The organism is Parasphingorhabdus sp. (assembly GCF_036964565.1).
Lineage (GTDB): Bacteria > Pseudomonadota > Alphaproteobacteria > Sphingomonadales > Sphingomonadaceae > Parasphingorhabdus.
This window is the reverse complement of the sequence record NZ_JBALTN010000016.1, coordinates 14,740-38,268: the sequence shown is the minus strand read 5'-3', so window position 1 is coordinate 38,268 and position 23,529 is coordinate 14,740. Positions and strand designations below refer to the sequence as shown.

Sequence of the window (23,529 nt, the reverse complement as noted above, 5' to 3'; positions counted from 1 at the left end):
TGGGATTTGTCCACCCGAACTTCCTCATGCTCCGCTGGATCTTCTTTATCTGGGAGCGCGAATGCGTGTTGGGATTGGTCGCGGATACAATCAGCTCATCAGGACGTCGGTGACCGAGCGTATGATTGCGGGAAGGTATTGTTGATTTTGTGTGTGATTTGGGCACGTCTTTTCTCCGTTAAAAATTGTTACAGATTACAATTTCCGTGGTGAAAAGTGTCGGCCCTGGAGTCGACTTTCCCGATATGTTCCTCTGAGCAGAATTTGTCCAGCCTGAAATTATCCGCGCGTCCGAGAAAATGCATAAACGGTTGAATGTGCAACAAATGCCAAGTGTTCGCACAAGATTGCATTGCGTTCCCACGAACATGGCGCGGTCTTCCCACGAACGTCGGATATGGGAAAACAGAGCTGAAGCCGCGCAATTGCTGGGGCGAATATAGGGTAAACGGCCAGATTCGGCTTATCAGGACGGTTTTTCCCACTACTTTCCCACGTAGATGGGAAAACGACAGTTGAGACCGGTTCGCGACAGACTGCGTCGCGCACCACTTTTTTCATTTTTCAAAGCCAAATCGACCGCTGCACCGGCGTCCTCCTGACGTCCGCGACGGGTCGGGATAACGGCTAGCGCATCGCTGCCGAGATTTCGGCTTCGCAATTCAGCGACTTCGGCTTGCGGATGAAGGCCTTGTCCTGTTCGTCGCTGCCACCGATGCCCAACGCGCTGCCAATCGATTTGGTCGCCACCTTCAGGACATCGCCAAAGGACGGTTTCTCGGCATCCTCGGCTTTGCCCAGTCCGGCTACCGATACTTGCGGATTGTTGAGCGTCCCCGTGATCTTGATCGGATCCACGATGCGCAATGCGCTTTTGCCCTTGGCACCGCCACGCAGGATCAGAGACACGCTCTCGCCGTCGAGATTGATGCGCCCTTCGCCCCGGCCGATGGATGTCCTTGTGTCGATGGCCAGCGGTGCGGGGGTCAATATGCCATTGCTGGCCTCGAAATTCGCCACCAGGCAGCGCAGGGGAACCCGGGCTTTCGGATCACTGATAATCTCTTCCACCGCCCCGCCCAGATTTTGGCCCAGCACATGCGCCACCGTCGCCCGCACACTGCCGCCGGACGCGACCATCGCGGCCTTACCGTTCGCCTTTTTCAGCGCCTCGCGAATGGTGTCGCCTGTCCCCGACAGCCGGACCCGGCCGCGCATGCGGGCCGTGACAATATCGCCGTTGCCGATCAGGTCCGCCAGCGAGGCGTTGTTGAGCGTGAGGTCGGTCGAGAGTTTGGGTGCGCCGCTTCGGTGATCAACCCGGACGGTCCCCGTCAACTGCCCGCTTTTGAGCCCCACATCCAGATTGCTGATCATGACGATCTTGCGATCAAGCGACAGTTTGCCCTTCAGCGAACGGAAAACGGTCTCTCGCCGGGAAAGAAGGCGATCGATAGTGAAGTCGAGCTCCCCGTCGGTGGGGCCCATCTTCGACAGGTTGATCCTGGTGTTCGGCAATATCCGCGGTCCCGTGCGCCGCGTGAGCGCCGCCGCCCGCGCCAGGCCGGCATCGTCGGCAAGGTCGTCGAAGTCGAGTGTGCTGGCCCGGATGGTCGCCGCTATTTTGGTGCGGCCATCGCGCTTCAGGATATCCGCCTTGCCGGACAATTTTGACCGGCCGATGGATCCGTTCAGTTCCTCGACAAACCAGTCCTTGCCGCGGTGGCGGACCGCGGCCCGCAAGTCGATCGGCTGGGTTCCGAACAGCCCCGCCTCGATGATGCGGTCGAGATTCTTGAGGGTCGGCGCGCGCGCCGAGAGCCTGGCCGAGAATCGGTCGGTATTCAGGACACCGCGCATGGTTCCTTTCGCGGTCAGGGTCAGGGCCGGGGACCGCAGAGACATGTCGAACGGATAATCGGCCTCCGGGTCAATGCCGGCGATGGTCCCGCCAACAAACTGCATCTTGGCCGGCGTTTCGAGAAAGGTGCCGCTGGCCTCCGCGCGCAGCCCGTTTTTCGAATCCACGGAAACCGGGCCTTCCAGCGACAGGCCGCGCTTGTGATCGGTAAAACGGAAGCTGGAATTGCGGATATCAAGATCGGTCAGTGCCGGCGAACTATCCTTCTCGTCGGGCTCCCGATCGTCATCCTGCCAGTTGGCGCGACCCTCGCTGGAGCGCACCAGCGACAGGACAAGCCCGTCGATCGTCACGCGATCGGGTTTGGCCGTACCCATGATCACGTCCAGCACCGCTACCCGCGCGGAGATCGATTTCAGCATCAGGAAGTCGCCGTCTCCAGCCCAGGACGGTTGCGCGACGCGTACGTCGTGGACCGTGATGACCGGCGTGTAGGAAAAGAAGCCGTCGCGGGTCACTGCCCCAATTTCCACCTCCCGATCCGAGGAGCCCCGGAGCTCATCGATGATCAGGCTGCGGATCATGCTCGCCGGTACCGCGCCGAGGAACAGCATTGTGGCGACCAGAAGGGCCACGATTGCCGCGATGGCGATTTGCACGCGCCGACTGGCCAACAGGGGGAATCGGCGGACGATCTGCTTCATGAACCGGCGATCAACGGACCAGGCCCCGTGCGAATCTCCACGACGCTGCCAGCGACCGGTATTTCCTGTTGATCGTCCATCCGCTGCCCCATTCTGCCGACCGGCAACCCTATTTTATAAAGGGCGCAACCCGAAATTGAATTCGCCTGCGGGGAATACGCTCGGTGTCGGTAAAGGTTGCCGGTGTGCCGCTGAGGCGGTTGGCATCCCTGGGGCTTTGCCGGCGGCTTGGCGTGGTCGCCTTGCCCGAGTTCCTAACCCTTCCACAACACCCGGTACAGATCGAAGCGCCGGTCCTTCAGATTCTGCACGGCGCCCGACTGCCGGCTGGTCAGCAGGCTGGTCATCGACAGATCGGCCAGCGCGATCGTCTCGGTGTTGGGCGCGGTGTCCGCCGCGACGCCGTCGCGGGCGAACGGGAAGTCCGATGGCGTCAGGATTGCGCTTTCGGCATAATGGATGTCCATATTCTCGACATTGGGCAGATTGCCGACGACGCCGGACATCACGACATAGCACTGGTTTTCCACCGCCCGCGCCTGGCAGCAATAGCGCACCCGCAAATAGCCGCGCCGTTCGTCGGTGCAGAAAGGCACGAACAGGATCATCGCACCCTGGTCGACCAGATGCCGCGCCATTTCCGGAAATTCGCTGTCATAACAGATCATCACGCCGATCGGGCCGCAATCGGTGGGAATGGCTTCGGCGCCATAGCCGCCCTTGATGTTCCACCAGCGCACTTCGCTCGGCGTCGGGTGTAGCTTGTCCTGCGTGTAGACCGCGCCGTTGCGCAGGAAGACGTAGGAAATATTGCGGATATCGCCATTCTCCATGCGCGTCGGATGCGACCCGCCGATGATGTTGATATGATAGGAAACCGCCAGCTGTTCCATGAACTCCTTGAACCGGTCGGTATATTCGGCAATTTTCTCGATTGCCTGCGCCGGCTCCAGCTTCTCGCCTTCCAGCGACAGCAGCTGCAGCGTGAACAGTTCCGGAAAGGTCACGAAGTCGGCGCCATAATCGGCCGCGACATCGACGAAATATTCGACCTGTTCCTCGAATTCGGTCTGCGAGGCAATCTTGCGCATCTGGAACTGCACCGTCGCCACGCGCACCGATTGCGGCAGCCGGTCATGCGGTGTCTGTGTGACCAGCTTGGCCTCGGCGGCGAGCGGGTTTTCCCAGAACATGTGCACCGCGTGGCCACCCGACGGGGTGTCGCTGGGCATATAGTCCTTCAGCACGCCGATCGGAACGAAGCCCTGGTTCAGCTGGAAATTGATCACCGGGTCGCGGAATTGCTTGTCGACCACGGCTGCCAGATAGTCGGCCGGATCGGGATATTTGCGCTTGCGCCGCGCATAGCCGGGCATCCGGCCGCCAAAGATGATCCCCTTCAGCCCGAGATGCTGGCACAGTTCGCGGCGGACCTTGTAGAAGCGCAGGCCGATGCGCAGCCGCCGGTAGTCCGGATCGACGCTGACTTCCATGCCGTACAGGATCTGCCCATTGGGGTCATGGCGGGCGGCAAAGCCGCCACCGGTGATTTCCGACCAGCTGTGCGCGCGGCGCGCGGTTCTCTCGGAAATCTGGAAGGTGGCGCAATGGCCGACGATCCTGCCTTCATATTCCGCGACCAGCTGGCCCTCGGCGAAATTGTTGATCTGGCCGCGCACTTCCTCGGTCGAGTAGTTTTCGCCCTTGCCATAGACCTTGCGGGACAGGGTGGAGATTTTTCTGGCGTCTTCCAGTTCCGCCATGCGGATGATGAGCTTTGGTTTTTCTGCGGTCATCCGCGCCCACTAGCGGGCTTTTCGCTGTCGCGAAAGGTCAGTTGTGCGGCAGGATGCAGGGGATTGCCTTTCCGGACACCGTCCGGTCAGAAGCCCTGCACCGAACCGCCATCCACCTGGATCGCTGTGCCGGTGATATAGCTGGCTGCCTCGGATCCCAGGAACACCGCCAGATTGGCGATTTCCTCCGGCTGGCCGATCCGCTGCATTGGGATTTGCGCGGCAAGCCCGGCGGCGACCTCGTCGATGCTCTTGCCGGAAGCGGCAGCCTGCTGCTCGAGGACCTGCGCGATGCGGTCGGTCTTGGTAAATCCGGGGCATACCGTGTTGACCAGCACATTGTCGGCGGCCACCTGGTTGGCCAGCGTCTTCGCCCAGCCCAGCACCGCCATGCGGATGCTGTTGGACAGCGTCAGGCCGGGAACCGGCTGCTTGACGCCGGAAGAGGAGATATTGATGACCCGGCCCCATTTCTGGGCGCGCATGTGCGGCAGCACCAGCCGCGTCGCCCGGATCACGGACATCAGGGTCAGCTCGACCGCCCGGTCCCAGTCCTCGTCGGCGAGATCGGCAAACAGCCCCGGTGGCGGACCGCCGGCGTTGTTCACCAATATGTCGATGCCACCGAATTGTTCGGTCACTGCTGCCACCACCCGCTCGATATCCTCGGCTTTCGAGACATCCCCGGGTAGCGCCAGGCAACCCGGCATCTGCGCGGCCGCCGCATCCAGCTTGTCCTGCGAACGTCCGCAGATCGCCACTTTCGCGCCGCACGCCTGAAAGCCCGCTGCCGTTGCCAGTCCGATACCCTTGCTGCCAGCCGTGACCAGCACGACCCTGTTGTCCAGTTTCAGTTTCATGGCCCGATATGTGGCGCAACCGGCCGCTGCTGTACAGGGCGAAAAATGCCAGTGGCTATCGACCTTTGCGGCTGGCGCATGGGCGAAGATGGTAATTCCCGGATCGTTTGTCGGCGAAGGCAAAAAACGCGCTTGCCTTATGGTGCGAATGGGCCAAAACTGCGGCCCATGGCGGACGAAATCGAAGCATTGGGCACGGCCGTCGAAGGGGGTCTGATCGCCAGGGCGCTGGACGACGAGGGCCGCCTTGTCCGTGCCGAAGGTGACGTTGCCGGTCAGTGCCTGAATTGCGGCACCCCGGTGATCGGCCATTATTGCGGCCATTGCGGCCAGGCGCTGCACGTGCATCGCTCGATCGGTGCCTTCTGGCACGACATATTGCACGGCGTCCTTCACTTCGAGGGAAAATTCTGGCGCACCCTGCCATTGCTGGCCTGGCAGCCCGGCGAGCTGACCCGGCGCTATGTCCACGGCGAGCGCGCCCGCTTCATTTCGCCGATGGCGCTGTTCCTGTTCTCGGTGTTCATGATGTTTGCCGTTTTTTCCTATATCGGCACGCCGTTTTCCGGAGAAGGAAGTGGAGCCGGCACGGGGCAGGGCGCCAACAGCTTCCCGGAACAGGTGGCGAGCCAATCACGCGAACTGGAGAGCAAGATCAAGACTGCCGAAGCCAGATTGGCAGCCAGTTCGATCGACCCGGCCGAAGCCGAAAAATTGCGCGAAGACATTGTCGAATATAAGCGCGGGCGCAATCTGATGGCGTCTATGACCCTAAGCGATCTGCCCTATCCGGAGGTCGGCATCGGCGATGCTGATACTGGCGACACGACGCGCGCCGGGCCGGAAGGTCTCGTGCTCAACAGCGACGACCATTTCCAGCTGTGGGACGGATGGCAGGATTCGGCATTCGGTCGCAAGCTGATGGGCGGGATCAAGAAGGCCAACAAGAACCCCAGCCTGCTGCTCTACAAGCTGAAGGCCAACGGCTATAAATTCGCCTGGCTGCTGATCCCGATTTCCTTGCCCTTCGTCTGGCTGACGCTGATCGGCCGCAGGGGGTTTCGCTTCTACGATCATGCGGTATTCACCACCTATTCGATCAGCTTCATGTCGCTGCTGTTCATCGGCTGTGCGATCCTTGCCGCGATCGGGGTCTCCAGCGCGATCTGGGGATTGATCCTGTTCCTCTACCCCCCCTTTCACATGTACCGGCAGCTTCGCCATGCCTACCAGATGTCCCGTGTCGAGGCCCTGATCCGGACCTCGTTTCTGCTGCTGTTCACCGTCATCAGCCTGACTTTATTTTTCGCTATTTTGCTCGCTCTAGGCATTTTGGGATAAAATCATGACAATGAATATCGATCGCCGCCAGTTGATGGCGCTGGGAACATTCGGCCTTGGCGCGCTCAGCGTTCCGGCATCGGCATCCATGATGGCGGCCAGGGGATTTACACACGGTGTCGCCAGCGGCGAACCCTCGTCCGGCTCGGTGCTGTTGTGGACCCGTTATGTTGGTAACGGCGATGTGAAGCTGACGGCGGAAATCTCGGCGAATGCCGAATTTTCGGGCGCTAGGATCGCCGGTGAAGTCGAGGCGTTGGCCGACCGCGATCATATCGCCAAGATCACCGCGCAGGGCCTCACACCGAACAGCTGGTATTTCTACCGCTTCATTGCTCCCGACGGCTCCAAATCAGCGGTCGGCCGCACCCGGACCCTGCCGGAGGGCCCCACCCAACGATTCAACATCGGTGTGGTCGGCTGCTCGAACATGCCGTTCGGCTATTTCAACGCTTACGCCCACGCAGCGCAGAACGCCGCCCTCGATCTGATGATTCATACCGGCGACTATATCTATGAATATCCGGTCGGAACCTATCCCTCCAAGGAACAGGCCTTGGCCGGACGGGCACCTGAACCGATGACGGAGATCATCCAGCTCGCCGATTACCGCCTGCGCTACGCCGCCTATCGCAAGGATCCCGACCTGCAGCGTCTGCATCAGGTGCTGCCGATGATCGCGATGTGGGATGATCATGAATTCACCAACGATGCCTACCGGGACGGTGCGCAAAACCACAATGCTGGCGAGGGCGACTGGGACGTGCGCAAGCGGATCGCCGAGCGGGTCTACCGCGAATGGATGCCGGTCAGCGACAAGGATGAAGGCAGCCCGCGCTGGAGCGAATATCAGATCGGCGATTTGGCCACCCTGTTCGTGACCGAGAGCCGGATCACGGCGCGTGACGAGCAGCTCGATCTGGCCGCCGCGCTCAAGGGGCAGAGCGATATCCAGGCGGCGCTCGCGGCCTTCCGCGACGATGTCTGGCAGGACACGGCGCGGGAAATGATCGGCAAGGAGCAGACCGCCTGGCTCGGGTCGGCGATGCGCCGGTCGCGGGCATCGGGCACAAAATGGCAGGTCTGGTCGCAGCAGTGCGTGATGGGCCGGTTGAATCTGCCGCAGGAGGCGGCCAACTGGGTTGCTGCGGATGCGCCCGATTATGCAAAGCAACGGCTTGCCATTGGTGCGCTGGCGGCAAAAATGGGCCTGCCGATCAATTTCGACAGCTGGGACGGCTATCCGCAGGCGCGCGAGCGGGCGCTGAAGGCTGCACAGGCGGCAGAAGCCGACCTGATTGTCCTGTCGGGCGACAGCCACAATGGCTGGGCGTTCAATCTCGAAACGGCAGACGGCAAGGCCGGGGTCGAATTCGGCGGGCACAGCGTGACCTCTCCAGGTCTGGAATCCTATCTCTCGGGAGCCAGCCCCGATGTCGCCGCCCGGACGCTGAGGGAAACCAACAGCCAGCTGCAATGGACCGACACGTCCAACCGCGGCTACATGACCGTTGCGCTGACCCCGGAAAAGGCCATGTCGACGTGGCATTTTCTCGACACGATCCGGTCGAAGTCGACGGCCTTGCGGGGCAGCGCCAGCCAGACCGTTGTGCGCGGTACGAACAGTCTCGGCTGAGCCGCGAAAGCCATTGGTGGGACACACAAACTCTCGACAATCGCACTAAAATTTCGCAAAGGCAGCGCTCCTGATAACTTAGTGCAAGAAGCGACCGATAATGTCCGAAGAATTTTACCGCATCAAACGCCTGCCGCCTTACGTATTCGCTGAAGTGAACGCGATGAAGGCGGCGGCGCGCGCGCGCGGCGAGGATATTATCGATCTCGGCATGGGCAACCCCGACGGCATGCCGGCGAAGCATGTGATCGACAAATTGTGCGAAACCGCCAATGATCCGACGGCGCATCGCTATTCGGCATCCAAGGGCATCAAGGGGCTGCGGCTCGCCCAGGCGAAATATTACAAGCGCCGCTTTGACGTCGATCTCGATCCGGAAAGCGAGGTTATCGTGACCCTCGGTTCGAAGGAAGGGCTGGCCAATCTGGCCCAGGCGATCACCGCTCCCGGCGATGTCGTGCTGGCGCCCAATCCGTCCTATCCGATCCACACCTTCGGCTTCATCATCGCCGGTGCCGCGATCCGTTCGATTCCAGCAGCGCCGGGGCCGGATTTCTTTACCCGTCTCGAATATGCCATGAGCTACACCGTGCCGAAGCCCTCGGTTCTGGTCATGGGCTATCCGAGCAACCCGACCGCCTATGTCGCCGACCTCGATTTCTACCAGAAGGTCGTCGATTTCGCGCGCGAGCATAAATTATGGGTGATCAGCGATCTTGCCTATGCCGAGATCTACTTCGGCGACACCCCGACGCCGTCGATGCTGCAGATCGAGGGCGCCAAGGACTGCGTGGTCGAATTTACCAGCATGTCCAAGACCTATTCCATGCCCGGCTGGCGGATGGGATTTGCGGTGGGCAACCAGCAGCTGATCGGCGCGCTGACGCGGGTGAAGTCCTATCTTGATTATGGCGCCTTTACACCGATCCAGGTCGCGGCGACCGCGGCGCTCAACGGGCCGCAGGATATCATCGCGGAAAACCGCGCGCTCTACAAGAAACGGCGCGACATCATGGTCGAGAGCTTTGGCCGCGCCGGCTGGGACATCCCGCCACCGGAAGCCAGCATGTTCGCCTGGGCACCAATCCCGGAACAGTTCAAGCATCTGGGCTCGATGGAATTTTCCAAGCGATTGATCGCCGAAGCGGGCGTCGCGGTGGCGCCTGGTCCCGGTTTTGGCGACGAGGGCGAAGGCTTTGTCCGGCTGGCGCTGGTCGAGAACGAGCAGCGCATCCGCCAGGCCGCCCGGAACATCAAGAAATTCCTCGGCAAGGGCTGACCGGTTCGAAAGCCAAAGACTGGCGAGCGAAAAGGCCGCGCCAGCCCCCGGCGTCAGGCCGTTTTAGGCTCCCATGCGCCAGCTAAATATCGGCGTTGCGGCTGGCTGGCCAGCCCGGCCAGCCACAGCGCGCCGATCGTGCTGTCCAGTTCGCGCGGCTCGAACGGATCCAGGCCGGAGCCCGGATAGAAGGTGACTTCGCCGAATTTGGGTTGGCCATCAATCTCGTAGAAATCAACGCGGGCGAAATCGAATGCAGCGGCGACCTGTTCGGCACTGTACAGGATTTCCGTCAGATGGACCGGAGCGCTCAGCAAATTGTCGTCTTCCAGCCGCGACACCTGTCCCCACCGCCGGTCGAACAAAATCCAGCGGTGGTCGGAATAGCGGTCCAGGTGAACCTGGATGAGGGCCGCCTTGCCGTTGAACACGTAGATTTTATAATCGACCGGCACGGACTGCTCGGTCCCCAGATAGGGTTCCACGATATAGCTTCGGGGAATGGAGCGGTATGCCCATTCGTCCAGCCAGAGCCCGTAGGGTGCGCGCAGCCATTTGGCCGATCGCCGCCGCGCCTTCTTCCAGTCGTCCGGATCGCGGCAGATGATATTCTGGTTGCAGCCATGGCTCGCCTTCACGATGAACGGGTAGGGCCATGACGGCTGGTCGGGCAGGTTCCGGCCGCTCCAATAGGTCGGAATGATCCACGCGCTGCCAAGCTTCTCTTCGACATGCGCTTTCGAGGCAATCTTGTCGGCCAGCAGCGGCATCATCGGGTTGCGATCATGCAGCTTGCGCCACTGGACCAGCTCGGTGAAGCGGCGCGGCGCGACAAGGTTCGGCCACCGGCGATGCCGCCAGAGATAGAGGATATATATGCGCAGTCGGACCGAAGGGACGAGCCAGTGCGGCAGGGAGGGCAGGCGCCGCAGGTTCATCACTGTGTTACGCCTCTCTCTCGATCGGGTTCCGGCATCGGCCGGTCCATTGCCCTATACAGATTGCGGCCCATGCCGGCACGCGCATATTTTGCTGTCCTACTGCCCTGCTTTTATGCCAAGCTGCGGCATGATGTTTCAAGACCAGATAGTGCTGATTCCATGCGGCTTTTTGCCGACAATCGCCCGGGAAGAATTTTTGGAACATAACATTGTAAAGTTTGTAAAGTTTGTAAAGTTCATCGGCCGCGGGGCACGCCCATGATCGACCTTTATTTTGCGCCGACGCCCAATGGCTGGAAAATATCGGTGATGCTCGAGGAGTGCGGCCTCGACTATAACGTCAAATGGGTGAACATCGGGGCAGGGGAACAATTCACGCCGGAGTTTCTCGCGATCAGCCCGAACAACCGGATCCCGGCCATCGTCGATCATGAACCGGCGGACGGCGGCGATCCGGTCAGCGTGTTCGAGACCGGTGCGATCCTGCTCTATCTCGCCGACAAGGCCGAGCAACTTCTGCCGCATGACCTGCGCGGCCAGATTGCCGCCACGGAATGGCTGATGTGGCAGATGGGCGGTCTGGGGCCGATGATGGGCCAGCACGGCCATTTCAAGCTCTACGCACCTGAGCGGATCGAATATGCCATCGAGCGCTATCGCAAGGAGGTGCTGCGTCTGTTCGGCGTGCTCGACCGGCGGCTGGCGGATAATGATTATCTGGCCGGGGAGGATTACAGCATCGCCGACATCGCCTGCTTCCCCTGGGTGCAGACCTATCGGCGGCAGGAAGTCGATCTCGACGATTTTACCCATGCGAAGCGCTGGTACGAGACGCTGAAGCAGCGCGACGGCCTGCGGCGCGGCATGGCGCTGGGACGCGACCGGATCAACCGCAACCCGCAGGACGATGCGCAGGTGCGCAAGACCCTGTTCGGGCTGGAAGAGTAACAGCAAAGAGCACCGTGCTCCGCACTTGATGCGGAGCTCTGGAGGGCAATGCGCTGACGGCCAGGGTTCCGCACCAAGTGCGGAACACCGCAATGAATTAGGAGAAGTGATACATGAAAACCGTCGATTTCTACTTCGACCTTTCGTCCCCGTGGACGTGCCTCGCCTTCCACAATATCCAGCCGATCATCCGCGACAACGGCGCGCAGATCATCTGGAAGCCGTTTCTGGTCGGCGGTGTCTTCAACGCCGTCAACCAGGACGTCTATTCGGCGCGGGAAAATCCCGACAACCGCAAGTTCGTGCACAGTTTTCGCGTGCTCAAGGACTGGGCGGCACTGGCCGGACTGCCGATGAATTTTCCCAGCGAGCATCATCCGGTCAAGTCGGTGCACGCAATGCGGATGTGCTGCGCGCTCGAAGAGGACCAGGCCGCACTGCACCGGTTCGCAACCGCTGCCTTCCACGCCTATTATGGCGAGCAGCGCAATCTCGATGATCCCGAGATACTGATCGCCATCGCCAACGAAACCGGTCTCGACGGCGCTGCTCTGGCGGAACAGACACAGCAGCAGGCAATCAAGGACCGGCTGCGCGCCAATACCGAGGATGCGATCGCCCGCGGCGCCTATGGCTCGCCCAGCATCTTCGTGCCGTTCGGCGAGGGCGAGCGGATGTATTTTGGCAATGACCAGTTGCCCCTTGTTAACTGGGCGATTAAACACGGGTCATAACTACCTGCGAATCCACAGAACCGGAGCCTTTCCATGTCAGAACGCGTCACCATTTCCGTCACCGACCATATCGCCGACGTTCGCTTCAACCGGCCGGACAAGATGAACGCGCTCGACGCGGAACAGATCGACGCAATCGTCGATGCGGGCGAGAAGCTTGCGGCGATGGAGGGCATAAGAGCCATCGTCCTGTCCGGCGAGGGCAGGGCGTTCTGCGCCGGGCTCGACATGGGCGCCTTTGCCGCATCCGCCGCGGCCGCTTCGGAACCTGCCAAGGATGGTGAAAAATCACCGCTCGCCAGCACCCTGACCGAGCGGACCTTTGGCAACGCCAACAAATATCAGCATATCGTGCTGCTCTGGCGGAAACTGAAGGCGCCGGTGATCGCCGCGATCCACGGGCCGTGCCTCGGCGGCGGCCTGCAGTTTGCCAGCGCCGCCGATATCCGCGTGGTTGCGCCCGACGCCAAGATGTCGATCATGGAAATGCGCTGGGGCCTGATCCCCGACATGGGCAGCTTCACCACCTGGCGCAATTTTGTTCGCGACGATATCCTGCGCGAGCTCACCTATACCAACCGGATCTTCACCGGCGAAGAGGGCAAGGAACTGGGCTTTGTCACCCATCTGTCCGACAATCCCCGTGAGAAAGCCATGGAAATTGCCCGCGAGATCGCCAGCAAGCACCCGCAGGCGGTGCAACTGGCCAAGGACTTGATCAACAAGCTGCCCGACATGAACGAGGACGAGATCTTGCTGATGGAATCGGTCGGCCAGGAACAGGTCAGCCGCACCCCCAACCAGGTCGAGGCGGTGATGGCCTTCATGCAGAAGCGGACCGCGAATTTTACCGATTGATCGCAGGTTTCCAGAGTTCGCGGTTCTTCCTGAGCTTTTCTAGGCGCACCTCTCGACCTTGCCGTTCGCACTGAGCTTGTCGAAGTGCGTCGGTCTGCCGAGAGCCGTCCTTCGACAAGCTCAGGACGAACGGGAAGAAAATCCGGTAGACCCTAACCGGTCGTCCGCATCTTCTCCAATTCCGCCACCACTTCGGCGCGCAGCGGCTTGCCTTCGCCATCGGTGCGGCAGACGATCACCGAATCGCAGGTCGCGATGCACTGGCCGTTCTGGAACATCGCCTGCGCGATGACATAGCTCGAGGTGCCGATGGTGCTCACGCCTGAGCTGATCTCGACATCGTCGGGATAATGGCCTTCGCGCAGATAGTTGATCGTTACCGCCGCCACCATGCTCCGCTCGTTCCGTGGCCGGTCGGCCCAGGGTCGCAGGTTGCGGTTCAGGCGCACCCTGGCATTCTCGAACATCGACGCAAAGGCGACATTGTTGAGATGCCGGTTCGGATCAATATCCTGGAACCGCGTCTGCATGACGACCGAGACGGGATAGTTGGCGGCGACCAGCCGCCAGGGTTCGGGACGGGCCATCGGTGATCAGCTCATCTTCGCCACAAGGTCTTTCTGCAGCGTTTTGCACAGATAGATATACATCCCCCCGGCTATCAGGAATATCCCGACGATATAGATCATCGACCAGCGCAGGCCCTCGGCGCTCGCGCTCGTGCAGACCGCAGCCTTGGCTGCGCCGAGCGTCGCAACCAGATCCTCCGGCCGCCCCTTGCAGACCTGGCCGGTCAGATCGGCGGCAAACTGGGAGCTTGCCAGATAGCCATTCATCAGCAGGTCACTGACTATGCCCATCACGAGCGGGCCACAGCCATAGCCGATGAGGTTGACGATGAACAGGAACAGGGCGACCGCGGTTGCTCGGGACTGCGGGCTCGCGACCCCCTGGCAGATCGTATATTGCGCGCCCAGATAGCCGTAATGGAGTACCGCGGCGACCAGCAATACGGTCAGGGCGAAGGGCACGCTGTCGGTGGTGAAGCCGATCCAGTAGAGCGGGACGCACAGGATCAGCATGACGCCAGGCAGCCAGGCGACCACATTGGGAAAGTTACCGCTCATCTTCTCCGTCAGATAGCCGGTAAAAAAGGCACCGAAGGATGCGGCCAGTCCGAGAGGAACCGCGATCTGCAGCGTCACTTCGGAAATCGACAGTTCGTGCACGCGCTGGAAAAAGGCGACCTGAAAATTGCTGACGCCATAGCCGACAAAGGCGACCAGCGCGGCGGCGATCATATTGATCCAGAAGCTGCGCTTCGATGACAATTCGCTGATGGTCTCGCCAATGCCCATTTTTCGGGGTTTGGAGGCCGTCGGCGGATCGGCATAGCCACGGGGCGGTTCCTCGACCGTGAACAGGAAAATCAGTCCGAAAACCACACCCGGAATACCCAGCGCCAGAAATGCCTCGCGCCAGGAGAACAGCTCGGCAATCGGGCCGCCGAAGGCGTTCGCCAGCACCCCGCCAAGCGTGATTCCCATCGTATAGATGGCGATTGCCCGGGCGCGACTGCGCGGCGGGAAATAGTCCGAGATGATCGAATTGGCAGCAGGAGTCAGACCGGCCTCGCCGATGCCCACGCCGATCCGGAAGACCAGCAGCGCGATGAAGCTGCCGGCGATGCCGCACAAGGCTGTCATCAACGACCATAAAATGACGCTGGCAGCGATGATCTTGACCCGGTTCATCCGTTCGGCCAGCCGGGCAATCGGGATGCCCATGATGGTATACATGAGGGCAAAGCCGAAACCCGAGAGCAGGCCGAATTGCCAATCCTGCAGTCGGAATTCCTCGATGATCGGCTGCGCGACGACGCCGATCAGGATGCGGTCGATGAAGTTCAGCGTGTAGAGGAGCATCAGGGAAATGATGACATAGTTGCGATAGCCACCGGAACGATATGCAAGTCCGGTATTGGTCAGCGGCTCTGCCTGGGTTGCGCTCATGCTCTCTCCTTTTTTTCAGGTTGATGGCCTGAACCCGCCCGCAAGTCCAGCGGACTTTTGCAGCAGCAGGGCGCGCGCACGGAGAGGGGAACACGAGGGCAAGGAAAAATCATATGGTTCCCGAAACGCTCGTTTCCTGCTAGTGTCTCTCGTTGTAACTATCGGTAAATTGCTGATCTTAAAGGGGCCCATATGATGCAACGCGCGCGATTCGGTCACGGCATTACGACGTTCGCCTGCCATTGCCATCACGACCCTGCTTTTTGCCGCAACCGCATCCGCCTGCACGATTGGCATCTCCTGACATGAAGCGTGCGGCCATGGACAAGCTGAACGCCGGTCAGCGCGATTGTCTGCGTCTGGTGCTTGGGCATCTCAATTCCAAGGAAATTGCGCGGGAATTGGGGGTGTCTCCGCACACTGTCGATCAACGACTGCGCACCGCCATGCGCATTTTGGATGCCGGCTCACGATTTGAAGCGGCGCGGACCTTTGCTGCCCTCGACCCGCAGTCTTCATATCACCCGTTGATATATCAACCATCCACGATTGAACCTCCCGGCGAAAGTGGTGAACAGGGTGCGTCATCGGCGAGCAACAGAAGCAGAATGGCCAGCCTGCCGGATGATGGTGTGGATGCGGACAGCGGCGGTACCGGAATAGCCTTGGAGCAATCCGAATTCAGGCACCGGCCGCTTCCCATTCCACGGCATCGGGGCGAGAAGAACAGTCTTGCCGCGATGGAACGTCTGGGATGGATCCTGGCGATCGCGATTGGAGCCGCCCTGTCATTTGGCGGTTTGATATCGGGACTGGAGGCGCTGTCCAGGCTGAAGGGCTGACCCGGCGATAGGAATCGGCCAGGCAGGTGGGAATCCAAGCTTTGCGGGTTGTTTTGTTTTGAGAAAGGAGCGATCATGCTGAAACAGCGACAAAATGCAGCCAAGATAGTGGCAGGAAAACTGGAAACCGCCGAGGAGGCGGTGGACAAGGCGATCGGCTGCCTGTCCGATCTGATTGGCTATCTGCCGGTCGCGAGGATGGACGCGCATCTGTCGGCGGTCGTGGGCCAGAAGGCTTTGTCGGCAGCGGCTGACAGTCTGTCGAGCCTGATCGAGGCGCGCAGACATCTGGTCGAAACCCACAACAATCTGGCAGACACACGCGATCAGATCGGGTTGAAAGCCATGGCCATGGGGAGCGGTGATATGAAGCCGCCAATGGCTGCTCAAGGCATAGAAAGAAACATCGTGCCAATCGTCGATCACGCAGCGTAGGCACCGTTCTCACACATGGGTTCGGAAAAGCGCTCAGGATTGCATTCCCAAAGATGATTTGGGCAGGTGTCTATTACCTGTTTCTCTTGGCTTGCTGCGGATATGCAATTCTTCGAGGTGGTCGTACCGAACATATCGGAGCGATCATTATGATTGTCGGTTCACTGTCTTCGCTCGCTGTGGGACAGCTGTTGGGAACTCCATGGAGGAACGTGGAAGAGGAAATATTCGTGATAGATGTGATCGCGCTCTGTGCCTTGATCTGTCTGACTTTAAAATCCGATCGTTTCTGGCCAATATGGTCAACAGCATTTCACCTGCTCGCAGTGACAATTCACAGCGCGGTCATGGCTGCACCGCAGATCACACCTTGGGCATTTGCGACCGGGGCGGTGTTCTGGGCCTATCCCATGCTGCTGGCGTTGGCGATCGGCTCCCATGAAAACGTAGCCGTGGCACGGACGGGCGCAATCCAGCCTGGATAGCACCAGTCCAGCCGAGGCTTCTGGCAATAGTCCTGTCTCAATTTTCCGGCAGCAGCGGTGCTTTTGCCAGCCGGCGGAGTGTGTCCATGGCAAGCTATCAAATTCTTCCGTTTCTCGATTTGCTGCAAAAGGAACTGCTGCTGTTCGCCAGCCTGGCCTTCCTGCTCGGCGCAGTCGATGATCTGCTGTTCGACGGCCTGTGGATGTTCCACGGCTTGAAGCGCCGCCTTTTTCCGCGTTCAGCGCTGGCGCCGGCAACCGTGGAAAATCTGGGCGCGACCCCGACAGAATGTCGCATGGCAATATTCGTGCCGGCGTGGAAGGAGGCGCCGGTGATCGGCGCGATGCTGCAGCGCTGTCTTGGGCAATGGACGAGCAGCGGTTACCGGATCTATGTCGGATGCTATCCGAACGATCCCGAAACCGTGGCCGCGGTGGCCGAGGCCTCGATTGGCAGCGGCCAGGTCCGAATTGTGATGTGCCACCGAGACGGACCGACGACCAAGGCGGACTGTTTGAATCACCTGTGGGACGCGCTGTGTCGCGACGAGATCGAGGAAAGGTCAAATTTTGCCGCGATCATCCTGCATGACGCGGAGGATATCGTCCATCCCGACGCACTGACGCTGTTCGGGCACCTGATCGGCAAAGCGGCGCTCGTTCAGTTGCCCGTCATTCCGCGGCGCGCCAAGGGATCGCGCTGGGTGGCGGGTCATTATGGCGATGAATTTGCCGAACTGCACGGCAAGCAGATGGTGCTCCGCGGCGCGCTGGGCGCTTCGCTCCCGTCGGCTGGCGTCGGCTGCGCGTTCGCTCGGGATGGCTTGCATAAGCTGGCGGCGCAAACGCAGGGGAAGCCGTTCGACGCCAATAGCCTGACCGAAGACTATGAACTCGGGCTTCACCTCATCGGCGGCACCAGGCGCGGCATTTTCGCGCGGTTGCGGGACCGGCACGGGCAGCTGGTCGCAACCCAGGAATTTTTCCCGGACAGGCTGGAGGATGCCATTCGCCAGAAAAGCCGCTGGATGGTAGGCATTTCGCTGTCGGGATGGGATCGCCTCGGATGGCACAAGGGGTGGTGCGAAAACTGGATGCGACTGCGTGATCGCAAGGCCAGCTTTGCGGCGATCGTGCTCGCCATCGCCTATGTCAGCATCATTCTGACAGGCGCCTTGCAGCTCGCCGACATCATGGGTGGCTACCGCGCCCAGCCGCTTTCGGTTGCCTTGCGATGGCTGCTGTTGCTGAATGCGGTGTTCCTGCTGTGGCGCCTGTCGATGAAATGCTATTTTGTCTTCGCCCTCTACGGGCTGCGCGAAGCGATTCTGTCGGTTCCGCGCACGATCGTCGCCAACCTGATCAACATCATGGCGGTGTGGCGCGCCTTCGGTCAATATATCGATCAGCTTTCCGGCAGCCCCGCGCGCTGGGACAAGACCAGTCATTTTTTTCCGGCCGCACAGGATGTCAAGCAACTCAGACCGCAATATACTGCGGACAAAGGCGACTGACCTTGCCGGGTCTGGCCGCCGGTGCGCCATTACGAGCAATGGCGGGAGTGACCGCGATCTGGATCCTTGCCCGTGTCCTTTCCTGGAACGGTGCGGTTCATGCGCCATGGGCATCGCCGCACCCGATCGTCGGCTCGGCGCGTCATCAACAGTTGGGAGCCCAACCGCCACAGGCCGATATCTCTTCGCGGGACCATGACGGCACGCGCCCGCCAAAGGACCCGCGCTTGTCCCTCCGCAAGGTGGATGATCCTGCTTTGCATGGACGGGAACCGGCAGCAGCAAGCACGGCGCCGACCGGCTTTTCTCCATGGCAAGGCCGTGCGGCTGGCGGCAATTATGTCCTGAAGGCATCGTTCCGGCTTGATCGTCCCGCTGCAGCCGCGCAGCCTCCACGACTGCCCCCGATTCCCTATCCGCGGTCCTTGCGCCCGGATCGCAGGCTGTCGGCCTATCTCTGGATATATCTGCGCCCGGACAGGTCGCCTGCTGGCAGCAACGATGCCGGTGCCATCGCCAACGGTCAATATGGCCGCAGCCAGGCGGGTGCGCTGCTGTCCTATAGCCTGCGGGACGCCCCGGGTCCGCAAATCGCGATATATGGCCGCGCCTCGGCCGCGCTGGACCCATGGAGCCAGAAGGAGATTGCGCTGGGCATGCGCGTCCAGCCAGTACCAGAGGTGCCCGTCGCACTGCACGCGGAACAACGCTTCGATGTCGAGTCCGGAAAGGCGGCCGGTACTGCGCTCTATGCAACGGGGGGCAGCGGGCCGCACCCGATCCTCGGACGACTGGCGCTCGAGACCTACGCGCAAGCGGGCTATGTTCTGGGTCGCGACAACAGCTATTTTTTCGACGCGTCCGCATCCGTGCAGCGTCCGATTGTAGAACTGGACCGCAAGACTCTCTCCGCCGGCGTGGGGCTCTGGACCGGAGGGCAGCGGGGCATAACGCGACTGGACCTCGGTCCAAGCGTGAATCTGAAGCTGCCCTTGCGGTCGGGGCTGGCCAGGATATCGGTCGACGGGCGCGTCAGGATCGCGGGCAATGCCCGGCCGGAAAGCGGAGCCGCACTCACGATATCCACCAGCTTCTAGACGGGCCGGGATTGCACCCGTTTCGCCGCAAGCGCCTTTTATTGCCCTCCGGATGGTATCGCTCTTTATCCCGCAGCAAAAAGCGATTAGTCCGGTCGCTCTATGGATATTTATCTCCCTATTGCCAATCTTTCGGTCAATGCCTTCGTCATTGTCCTGCTTGGCGGCCTGGTGGGGATCCTGTCCGGCATGTTCGGCGTTGGCGGCGGGTTTCTGACCACGCCGCTGCTGATCTTTTACGGAATACCGCCGACGGTTGCCGCCGCCTCCGCGTCGACCCAGGTAACCGGCGCCAGCATATCCGGCGTCGCCGCCCATATGCGCCGCAAGGGTGTCGATTTCCGGATGGGTGCAATTCTGGTCGCCGGCGGCATTGTTGGCACGATCATCGGGACCGGATTGTTCCAGATCCTGCAGCGATGGGGCCAGATCGACACCGTCATCAATGTTCTCTACGTCCTGATGCTGTCCAGCATCGGTGGCCTAATGTTCAAGGAATCGCTGCAGAGCGTCCGCGCGGTGCGCGCCGGCAAGCCGCTGCCGGCACGCAACCGGCGTCATCACCCGCTGGTCGCCAACCTGCCGTTCCGGTGGCGCTTCTACCGCTCCGGCCTCTACATATCGCCGATCGCGCCATTCATACTCGGCCTTCTCACCGGCATATTGACGATGTTGCTGGGGGTTGGCGGGGGTTTCATCATGGTGCCGGCCATGCTTTACCTGCTCGGCATGGGGGCGCAGGTGGTGGTCGGGACGTCGCTGTTCCAGATCCTGTTTGTCACCATCGCGTCAACGATGATGCACAGCATGACGACGCGTGCGGTGGACATCATACTGGCCGGACTGCTGCTGATCGGCAGCGTCACCGGGGCGCAACTGGGAGCCAAATTCGCGCAGCGCATGCGACCGGAATATCTGCGGCTGAGCCTCGCCACCATGGTGCTGCTCGTGGCGCTGCGCATGGCGCTGGGACTCGGCTTCCAGCCCGACGAGATTTATACGGTGCAGCTCCTGTGATCCGTCCGGCAGAACTTTGGCGCCGGGTGCTGGCAATATGCGCCGTCGCCGCGCTGACGATGGCGGCGACCCCGATACTGGTACCGGAAGTCTCGCAGGACCGGATCAGTATCAGGGGCGATTTCAACGGCGCCCAGCTGCTGCTGTTCGGGGCGATCACCTATCCGCCGGGGACCCGCAACACCGATCAGGCAGACATTGTGGTTGTCCTCAAGGGACCGGTTGAATCGATCGTCGTGCGCGAGAAACAGAAGATCGCCGGTATCTGGATCAACGCGGCGAGCAGCGAATTCCGGTCGGCGCCGGGCTTCTACGCGGTGGCCTCCTCCAAACCGATCGATCAGATCGTCGATGGCAAGACGGCCGACATTTACGAACTGGGGCTGAACCATTTGCAGCTTTCTCCGGCCGGTGCCATCGACAGCCGCGAACTGGATCGTTTCGTCGGCGGTCTGGTCGACCTGAACAGCCGCAGCAATCTGTTCAAGAACTTGCCGAACAGCGTCAAGATTACCAACAGCGTGCTGTACCAGGCGCGAATCAATCTGCCCGCAAGCGTTCCGGTGGGAGATTATACCGCCGAAACCTTCCTGATCCTGGACGGTCGGGTCGAGGCGGCGGAAGTGAAGGAGATCACGATCGAGAAGATCGGGATGGGGCGTTTCATCACCAATTTGTCGCAGAATAACGGCTTTCTCTACGGCCTGATCGCGGTCTTCATCTCGGTGTTCCTGGGATGGTCGGCCGGTTATGTCTTCCGCAAGATGTGAAAAGCGTTTGCGCCGGATCCGCCTGCGCTTTCCTCTCTGTTCTGCCGGTAAATCTTCCTTAACCATGATCGACTAGTCCGGGCTTTCATAGCAAGACAGGAAAACGGCATGTCCGACATGGGTTCCCACAATTTCCCCGGCACGATACCGGATCGCGTGACTGAAATTCATCCGCCGGTCGAGGCCGACCGCGGTGCGACCCCGAGGCGCACCGAAGGTCATCAGATCGGCGAAGCAATCGAGATTGCCGGGTCGGGCTCGAAAATTGTGATGGATACCGCCGTCCTCGCCGGGCTGCTGGATCACCCCGATCCGACCGTCCAGATGGCGGGTCAGGTCGGAAGCCAGGTCAAGATCCGCGTCGGCCAGACTTGGTTGCTCGCCAATATCCGGACGCAACGCCTCTATGAGGGACAGTCGGGACTGGTGGTTGCGGAAATCGATTTTCTCGGTGAAGGCGACGAGGAAAAGCTGACCGGCCAGATTTACAATTTCCGCCGCGGCGTGACCCGCTACCCGACCCCGGCTTCGATGGTCTATGCCGTGACCACGGCCGATCTCAAGCAGGTCTATGCGTCGGACGGTCGCGCTAATGTCGAAATCGGCACCGTCTATCCGACCGACGATATTCGGGGTGCGCTATATGTCGATGCCATGCTGGGCAAGCATTTCGCCCTGCTGGGTTCGACTGGTACCGGCAAGTCGACCTCGGCGGCGCTTATCCTGCACAAGATATGCGATCTGGCGCCCGAGGGTCATATCATCATGATTGATCCGCACGGGGAATATGGCGCTGCATTCAAGCAGAATGGCAAGGTATTCGACGTCAACAATCTCAATCTGCCTTACTGGCTGATGAACTTCCGCGAGCATTGCGAAGTGTTCGTCCAGTCGCGCGGTGACGCCAAGCAGATGGACTGCGATATTCTGGCAAAATGCCTGCTGGCGGCCAAGGCCAAGAACCAGGCCTCTGCCGGCGTCGCAAAATTGACGGTCGATTCTCCGGTACCCTATCTGCTGTCCGATCTGACAACGATTCTCCAGAACGAGATGGGCAAGCTGGACAAGGCGACCAACAGCGCGCCCTACCAGCGCCTGAAAAGCAAGATCGACGAGATCAAGGCCGACCCGCGCTACAGCTTCATGTTTTCCGGCATGCTGGTCGGCGACACGATGGCCGCGTTCCTGACCAAGATTTTCCGGTTGCCGTCCGAGGGCAAGCCGATTTCGATCATCGACGTCTCGGCGATGCCGTCCGAAATCACGCCAACCGTGGTATCGGTGCTCAGCCGGCTGGTCTTCGACTATGCGATCTGGGCTCGCAACGAACCCCAGCGGCCGATGCTGCTGGTCTGCGAGGAAGCCCATCGCTACATTCCCAACGACGATGTCGCCGAGGAAAGCAGCGTCCGTGATATCCTCAGCCGGATCGCCAAGGAGGGCCGCAAATACGGTGTCTCTCTCGGTCTGATCACGCAGCGCCCATCCGATCTCGCCGAAGGCGTGCTGTCGCAATGCGGCACGATCCTGTCGATGCGCCTGAACAACGACCGCGACCAGGCCTTCGTCAAGGCCGCGATGCCGGAAGGCGCGCGCGGCTTTCTCGATTCCATTCCTGCGCTGCGCAACCGCGAGGTGATCTGCTGCGGCGAAGGCGTCGCGATTCCGATCCGCGTATCGCTCGATACACTAGCCGAGGAACGCCGCCCCGCCTCCGAGGATCCGGTATTTTCGGACCTTTGGCGTGAACATGGCGGAGAGGAAGAGATTATCCAGCGGGTCATCAAACGCTGGCGCGCCCAGGGCCGTTAGCCCGCAGCACTGCATTTTGTCCACATCCGTCGCTGTTTGATCGATGGCTGCTGGTTCGATTCCGTCTATAGATTACATCCGTAGTCAATAGATCGCACAATCGCTGTGGTCTGCTGATACGGAGAATCTGATGATGGATAATCGCAAGTTTTTCGGGCTAGCCGTTGTCGCCGCGTCGTTCTGGACGGGGACAACAGCTCAGGCCCACGAGCCAAGACAACCCGATCACAAGCAATGGAGCGAAACGCTGGCCAGCGATATCAGGGCTCAGGTGAAGGCCGGCCTGGCCGAGGGCGCTGTCGGCATGGAAAAGGGTGCCGAGGAAATGCTGCGGGGGGCTGACAGGATGGAAGCCTATGCCGACCGGCTGGAAACCGACGCCGTATTCCGCGAGCGCGAAGCGGCCCGGCAGAATGAACAGCGAGGCGGGAAGGTTACCGCCCGGCAATTGCTGGAAAAAGCCTCCCAGATGCGTCGCAGTGCGGAAAAAATGCGCGAAGGCGCCGCGAAAATGCGCGACAGCGCGGAGAAGATGCGTCGCGGCGACGCAAGCTAGGCGATATAGCGGGTGTCCCCGCGAAGGCGGG

21 protein-coding genes are annotated in these 23,529 nt (G+C 60.8%); 15 read left to right on the top strand and 6 right to left on the bottom strand.

Features of this window, described 5'->3' with window-relative positions:
- Positions 1-627: 627 nt before the first annotated feature.
- From V7650_RS16980 to V7650_RS16970, 3 genes are all read right to left on the bottom strand, one after another.
- Positions 628-2,520: an AsmA family protein gene (locus V7650_RS16980; RefSeq protein ID WP_335657400.1), complete on the bottom strand. Its 1,893-nt coding sequence runs from the start codon at positions 2,518-2,520 to the stop codon at positions 628-630.
- A gap of 299 nt (positions 2,521-2,819) precedes the next feature.
- Complete coding sequence (locus V7650_RS16975; RefSeq protein ID WP_335657399.1) at positions 2,820-4,361, bottom strand: nitrilase-related carbon-nitrogen hydrolase; 1,542 nt, start codon at positions 4,359-4,361, stop codon at positions 2,820-2,822.
- Between the two features lie 86 nt (positions 4,362-4,447).
- Positions 4,448-5,221, bottom strand: a complete 774-nt coding sequence (locus tag V7650_RS16970) for an SDR family oxidoreductase (RefSeq protein WP_335657398.1) — start codon at positions 5,219-5,221, stop codon at positions 4,448-4,450.
- Positions 5,222-5,389: 168 nt separating this feature from the next.
- On the opposite strand from V7650_RS16970, the gene V7650_RS16965 reads away from it, so the two are divergent.
- The 3 genes from V7650_RS16965 (at position 5,390) to V7650_RS16955 (ending at position 9,477) form a co-directional block, all read left to right on the top strand.
- Positions 5,390-6,562: a DUF3667 domain-containing protein gene (locus V7650_RS16965; RefSeq protein WP_335657397.1), complete on the top strand. Its 1,173-nt coding sequence runs from the start codon at positions 5,390-5,392 to the stop codon at positions 6,560-6,562.
- Positions 6,563-6,566: 4 nt separating this feature from the next.
- Complete coding sequence (locus V7650_RS16960; protein ID WP_335657396.1) at positions 6,567-8,198, top strand: alkaline phosphatase D family protein; 1,632 nt, start codon at positions 6,567-6,569, stop codon at positions 8,196-8,198.
- Positions 8,199-8,298: 100 nt separating this feature from the next.
- Positions 8,299-9,477: an LL-diaminopimelate aminotransferase gene (locus tag V7650_RS16955; protein WP_335657395.1), complete on the top strand. Its 1,179-nt coding sequence runs from the start codon at positions 8,299-8,301 to the stop codon at positions 9,475-9,477.
- A gap of 53 nt (positions 9,478-9,530) precedes the next feature.
- Here the strand turns inward: V7650_RS16955 and V7650_RS16950 are convergent, their stop codons facing one another.
- A complete protein-coding gene (locus tag V7650_RS16950) occupies positions 9,531-10,415 on the bottom strand; it encodes an ATP-grasp fold amidoligase family protein (protein ID WP_335657403.1) in 885 nt (294 codons plus the stop codon).
- A gap of 261 nt (positions 10,416-10,676) precedes the next feature.
- On the opposite strand from V7650_RS16950, the gene V7650_RS16945 reads away from it, so the two are divergent.
- The 3 genes from V7650_RS16945 to V7650_RS16935 all read left to right on the top strand — a co-directional run bounded on the left by V7650_RS16945 (position 10,677) and on the right by V7650_RS16935 (position 12,958).
- Positions 10,677-11,366 (top strand): glutathione binding-like protein, encoded by a 690-nt coding sequence (locus V7650_RS16945; protein WP_335657394.1) that lies wholly within the window; start codon positions 10,677-10,679, stop codon positions 11,364-11,366.
- Positions 11,367-11,479: 113 nt separating this feature from the next.
- Positions 11,480-12,100 (top strand): 2-hydroxychromene-2-carboxylate isomerase, encoded by a 621-nt coding sequence (locus V7650_RS16940; protein ID WP_335657393.1) that lies wholly within the window; start codon positions 11,480-11,482, stop codon positions 12,098-12,100.
- A gap of 33 nt (positions 12,101-12,133) precedes the next feature.
- Positions 12,134-12,958 (top strand): crotonase/enoyl-CoA hydratase family protein, encoded by an 825-nt coding sequence (locus tag V7650_RS16935; RefSeq protein ID WP_335657392.1) that lies wholly within the window; start codon positions 12,134-12,136, stop codon positions 12,956-12,958.
- A gap of 152 nt (positions 12,959-13,110) precedes the next feature.
- Here V7650_RS16935 and V7650_RS16930 read toward each other — a convergent pair whose 3' ends face one another.
- Both V7650_RS16930 and V7650_RS16925 read right to left on the bottom strand, forming a co-directional pair.
- Entirely contained in the window at positions 13,111-13,545 is a 435-nt protein-coding gene (locus V7650_RS16930) for an acyl-CoA thioesterase (RefSeq protein ID WP_335657391.1), read from the bottom strand.
- Positions 13,546-13,551: 6 nt separating this feature from the next.
- Positions 13,552-14,970 carry a spinster family MFS transporter gene (locus tag V7650_RS16925; protein WP_335657390.1) on the bottom strand — a complete coding sequence of 473 codons (1,419 nt, stop codon included), beginning with the start codon at positions 14,968-14,970 and terminating at the stop codon, positions 13,552-13,554.
- A 305-nt stretch (positions 14,971-15,275) separates the two neighbouring features.
- Between V7650_RS16925 and V7650_RS16920 the strand changes: the two genes are divergently transcribed.
- The 9 genes from V7650_RS16920 to V7650_RS16880 all read left to right on the top strand — a co-directional run bounded on the left by V7650_RS16920 (position 15,276) and on the right by V7650_RS16880 (position 23,498).
- Entirely contained in the window at positions 15,276-15,812 is a 537-nt protein-coding gene (locus V7650_RS16920; protein WP_335657389.1) for a helix-turn-helix domain-containing protein, read from the top strand.
- A gap of 75 nt (positions 15,813-15,887) precedes the next feature.
- Positions 15,888-16,247, top strand: a complete 360-nt coding sequence (locus tag V7650_RS16915; protein WP_335657388.1) for a hypothetical protein — start codon at positions 15,888-15,890, stop codon at positions 16,245-16,247.
- 53 nt (positions 16,248-16,300) lie between these two features.
- Positions 16,301-16,732 (top strand): hypothetical protein, encoded by a 432-nt coding sequence (locus V7650_RS16910; RefSeq protein WP_335657387.1) that lies wholly within the window; start codon positions 16,301-16,303, stop codon positions 16,730-16,732.
- A gap of 86 nt (positions 16,733-16,818) precedes the next feature.
- A complete protein-coding gene (locus V7650_RS16905; RefSeq protein ID WP_335657386.1) occupies positions 16,819-18,246 on the top strand; it encodes a glycosyl transferase family protein in 1,428 nt (475 codons plus the stop codon).
- A 2-nt stretch (positions 18,247-18,248) separates the two neighbouring features.
- Positions 18,249-19,343 carry a hypothetical protein gene (locus tag V7650_RS16900; protein ID WP_335657385.1) on the top strand — a complete coding sequence of 365 codons (1,095 nt, stop codon included), beginning with the start codon at positions 18,249-18,251 and terminating at the stop codon, positions 19,341-19,343.
- 102 nt (positions 19,344-19,445) lie between these two features.
- Positions 19,446-20,360, top strand: coding sequence for a sulfite exporter TauE/SafE family protein (locus V7650_RS16895; protein ID WP_335657384.1), 915 nt, complete (start codon positions 19,446-19,448; stop codon positions 20,358-20,360).
- Positions 20,360-21,130 carry a TIGR02186 family protein gene (locus V7650_RS16890; RefSeq protein WP_442955326.1) on the top strand — a complete coding sequence of 257 codons (771 nt, stop codon included), beginning with the start codon at positions 20,360-20,362 and terminating at the stop codon, positions 21,128-21,130. Before V7650_RS16895 ends, V7650_RS16890 begins: the two co-directional genes overlap by 1 nt.
- 108 nt (positions 21,131-21,238) lie before the next feature.
- Positions 21,239-22,942, top strand: coding sequence for an ATP-binding protein (locus V7650_RS16885; protein WP_442955325.1), 1,704 nt, complete (start codon positions 21,239-21,241; stop codon positions 22,940-22,942).
- A gap of 130 nt (positions 22,943-23,072) precedes the next feature.
- Positions 23,073-23,498: a hypothetical protein gene (locus V7650_RS16880; RefSeq protein WP_335657383.1), complete on the top strand. Its 426-nt coding sequence runs from the start codon at positions 23,073-23,075 to the stop codon at positions 23,496-23,498.
- Positions 23,499-23,529: the final 31 nt, after the last annotated feature.

Coding starts and splice junctions, on each gene's coding strand:
- V7650_RS16955 (WP_335657395.1), top strand. CDS start 8,299: ATGTCCGAAGAATTTTACCGCATCAAACGCCTGCCGCCTTACGTATTC.
- V7650_RS16905 (WP_335657386.1), top strand. CDS start 16,819: ATGGCAAGCTATCAAATTCTTCCGTTTCTCGATTTGCTGCAAAAGGAA.
- V7650_RS16965 (WP_335657397.1), top strand. CDS start 5,390: ATGGCGGACGAAATCGAAGCATTGGGCACGGCCGTCGAAGGGGGTCTG.
- V7650_RS16945 (WP_335657394.1), top strand. CDS start 10,677: ATGATCGACCTTTATTTTGCGCCGACGCCCAATGGCTGGAAAATATCG.
- V7650_RS16960 (WP_335657396.1), top strand. CDS start 6,567: ATGACAATGAATATCGATCGCCGCCAGTTGATGGCGCTGGGAACATTC.
- V7650_RS16970 (WP_335657398.1), bottom strand. CDS start 5,221: ATGAAACTGAAACTGGACAACAGGGTCGTGCTGGTCACGGCTGGCAGC.
- V7650_RS16910 (WP_335657387.1), top strand. CDS start 16,301: ATGATTTGGGCAGGTGTCTATTACCTGTTTCTCTTGGCTTGCTGCGGA.
- V7650_RS16935 (WP_335657392.1), top strand. CDS start 12,134: ATGTCAGAACGCGTCACCATTTCCGTCACCGACCATATCGCCGACGTT.
- V7650_RS16950 (WP_335657403.1), bottom strand. CDS start 10,415: ATGAACCTGCGGCGCCTGCCCTCCCTGCCGCACTGGCTCGTCCCTTCG.
- V7650_RS16975 (WP_335657399.1), bottom strand. CDS start 4,361: ATGACCGCAGAAAAACCAAAGCTCATCATCCGCATGGCGGAACTGGAA.
- V7650_RS16885 (WP_442955325.1), top strand. CDS start 21,239: ATGTCCGACATGGGTTCCCACAATTTCCCCGGCACGATACCGGATCGC.
- V7650_RS16920 (WP_335657389.1), top strand. CDS start 15,276: ATGAAGCGTGCGGCCATGGACAAGCTGAACGCCGGTCAGCGCGATTGT.
- V7650_RS16940 (WP_335657393.1), top strand. CDS start 11,480: ATGAAAACCGTCGATTTCTACTTCGACCTTTCGTCCCCGTGGACGTGC.
- V7650_RS16930 (WP_335657391.1), bottom strand. CDS start 13,545: ATGGCCCGTCCCGAACCCTGGCGGCTGGTCGCCGCCAACTATCCCGTC.
- V7650_RS16925 (WP_335657390.1), bottom strand. CDS start 14,970: ATGAGCGCAACCCAGGCAGAGCCGCTGACCAATACCGGACTTGCATAT.
- V7650_RS16915 (WP_335657388.1), top strand. CDS start 15,888: ATGCTGAAACAGCGACAAAATGCAGCCAAGATAGTGGCAGGAAAACTG.
- V7650_RS16895 (WP_335657384.1), top strand. CDS start 19,446: ATGGATATTTATCTCCCTATTGCCAATCTTTCGGTCAATGCCTTCGTC.
- V7650_RS16880 (WP_335657383.1), top strand. CDS start 23,073: ATGATGGATAATCGCAAGTTTTTCGGGCTAGCCGTTGTCGCCGCGTCG.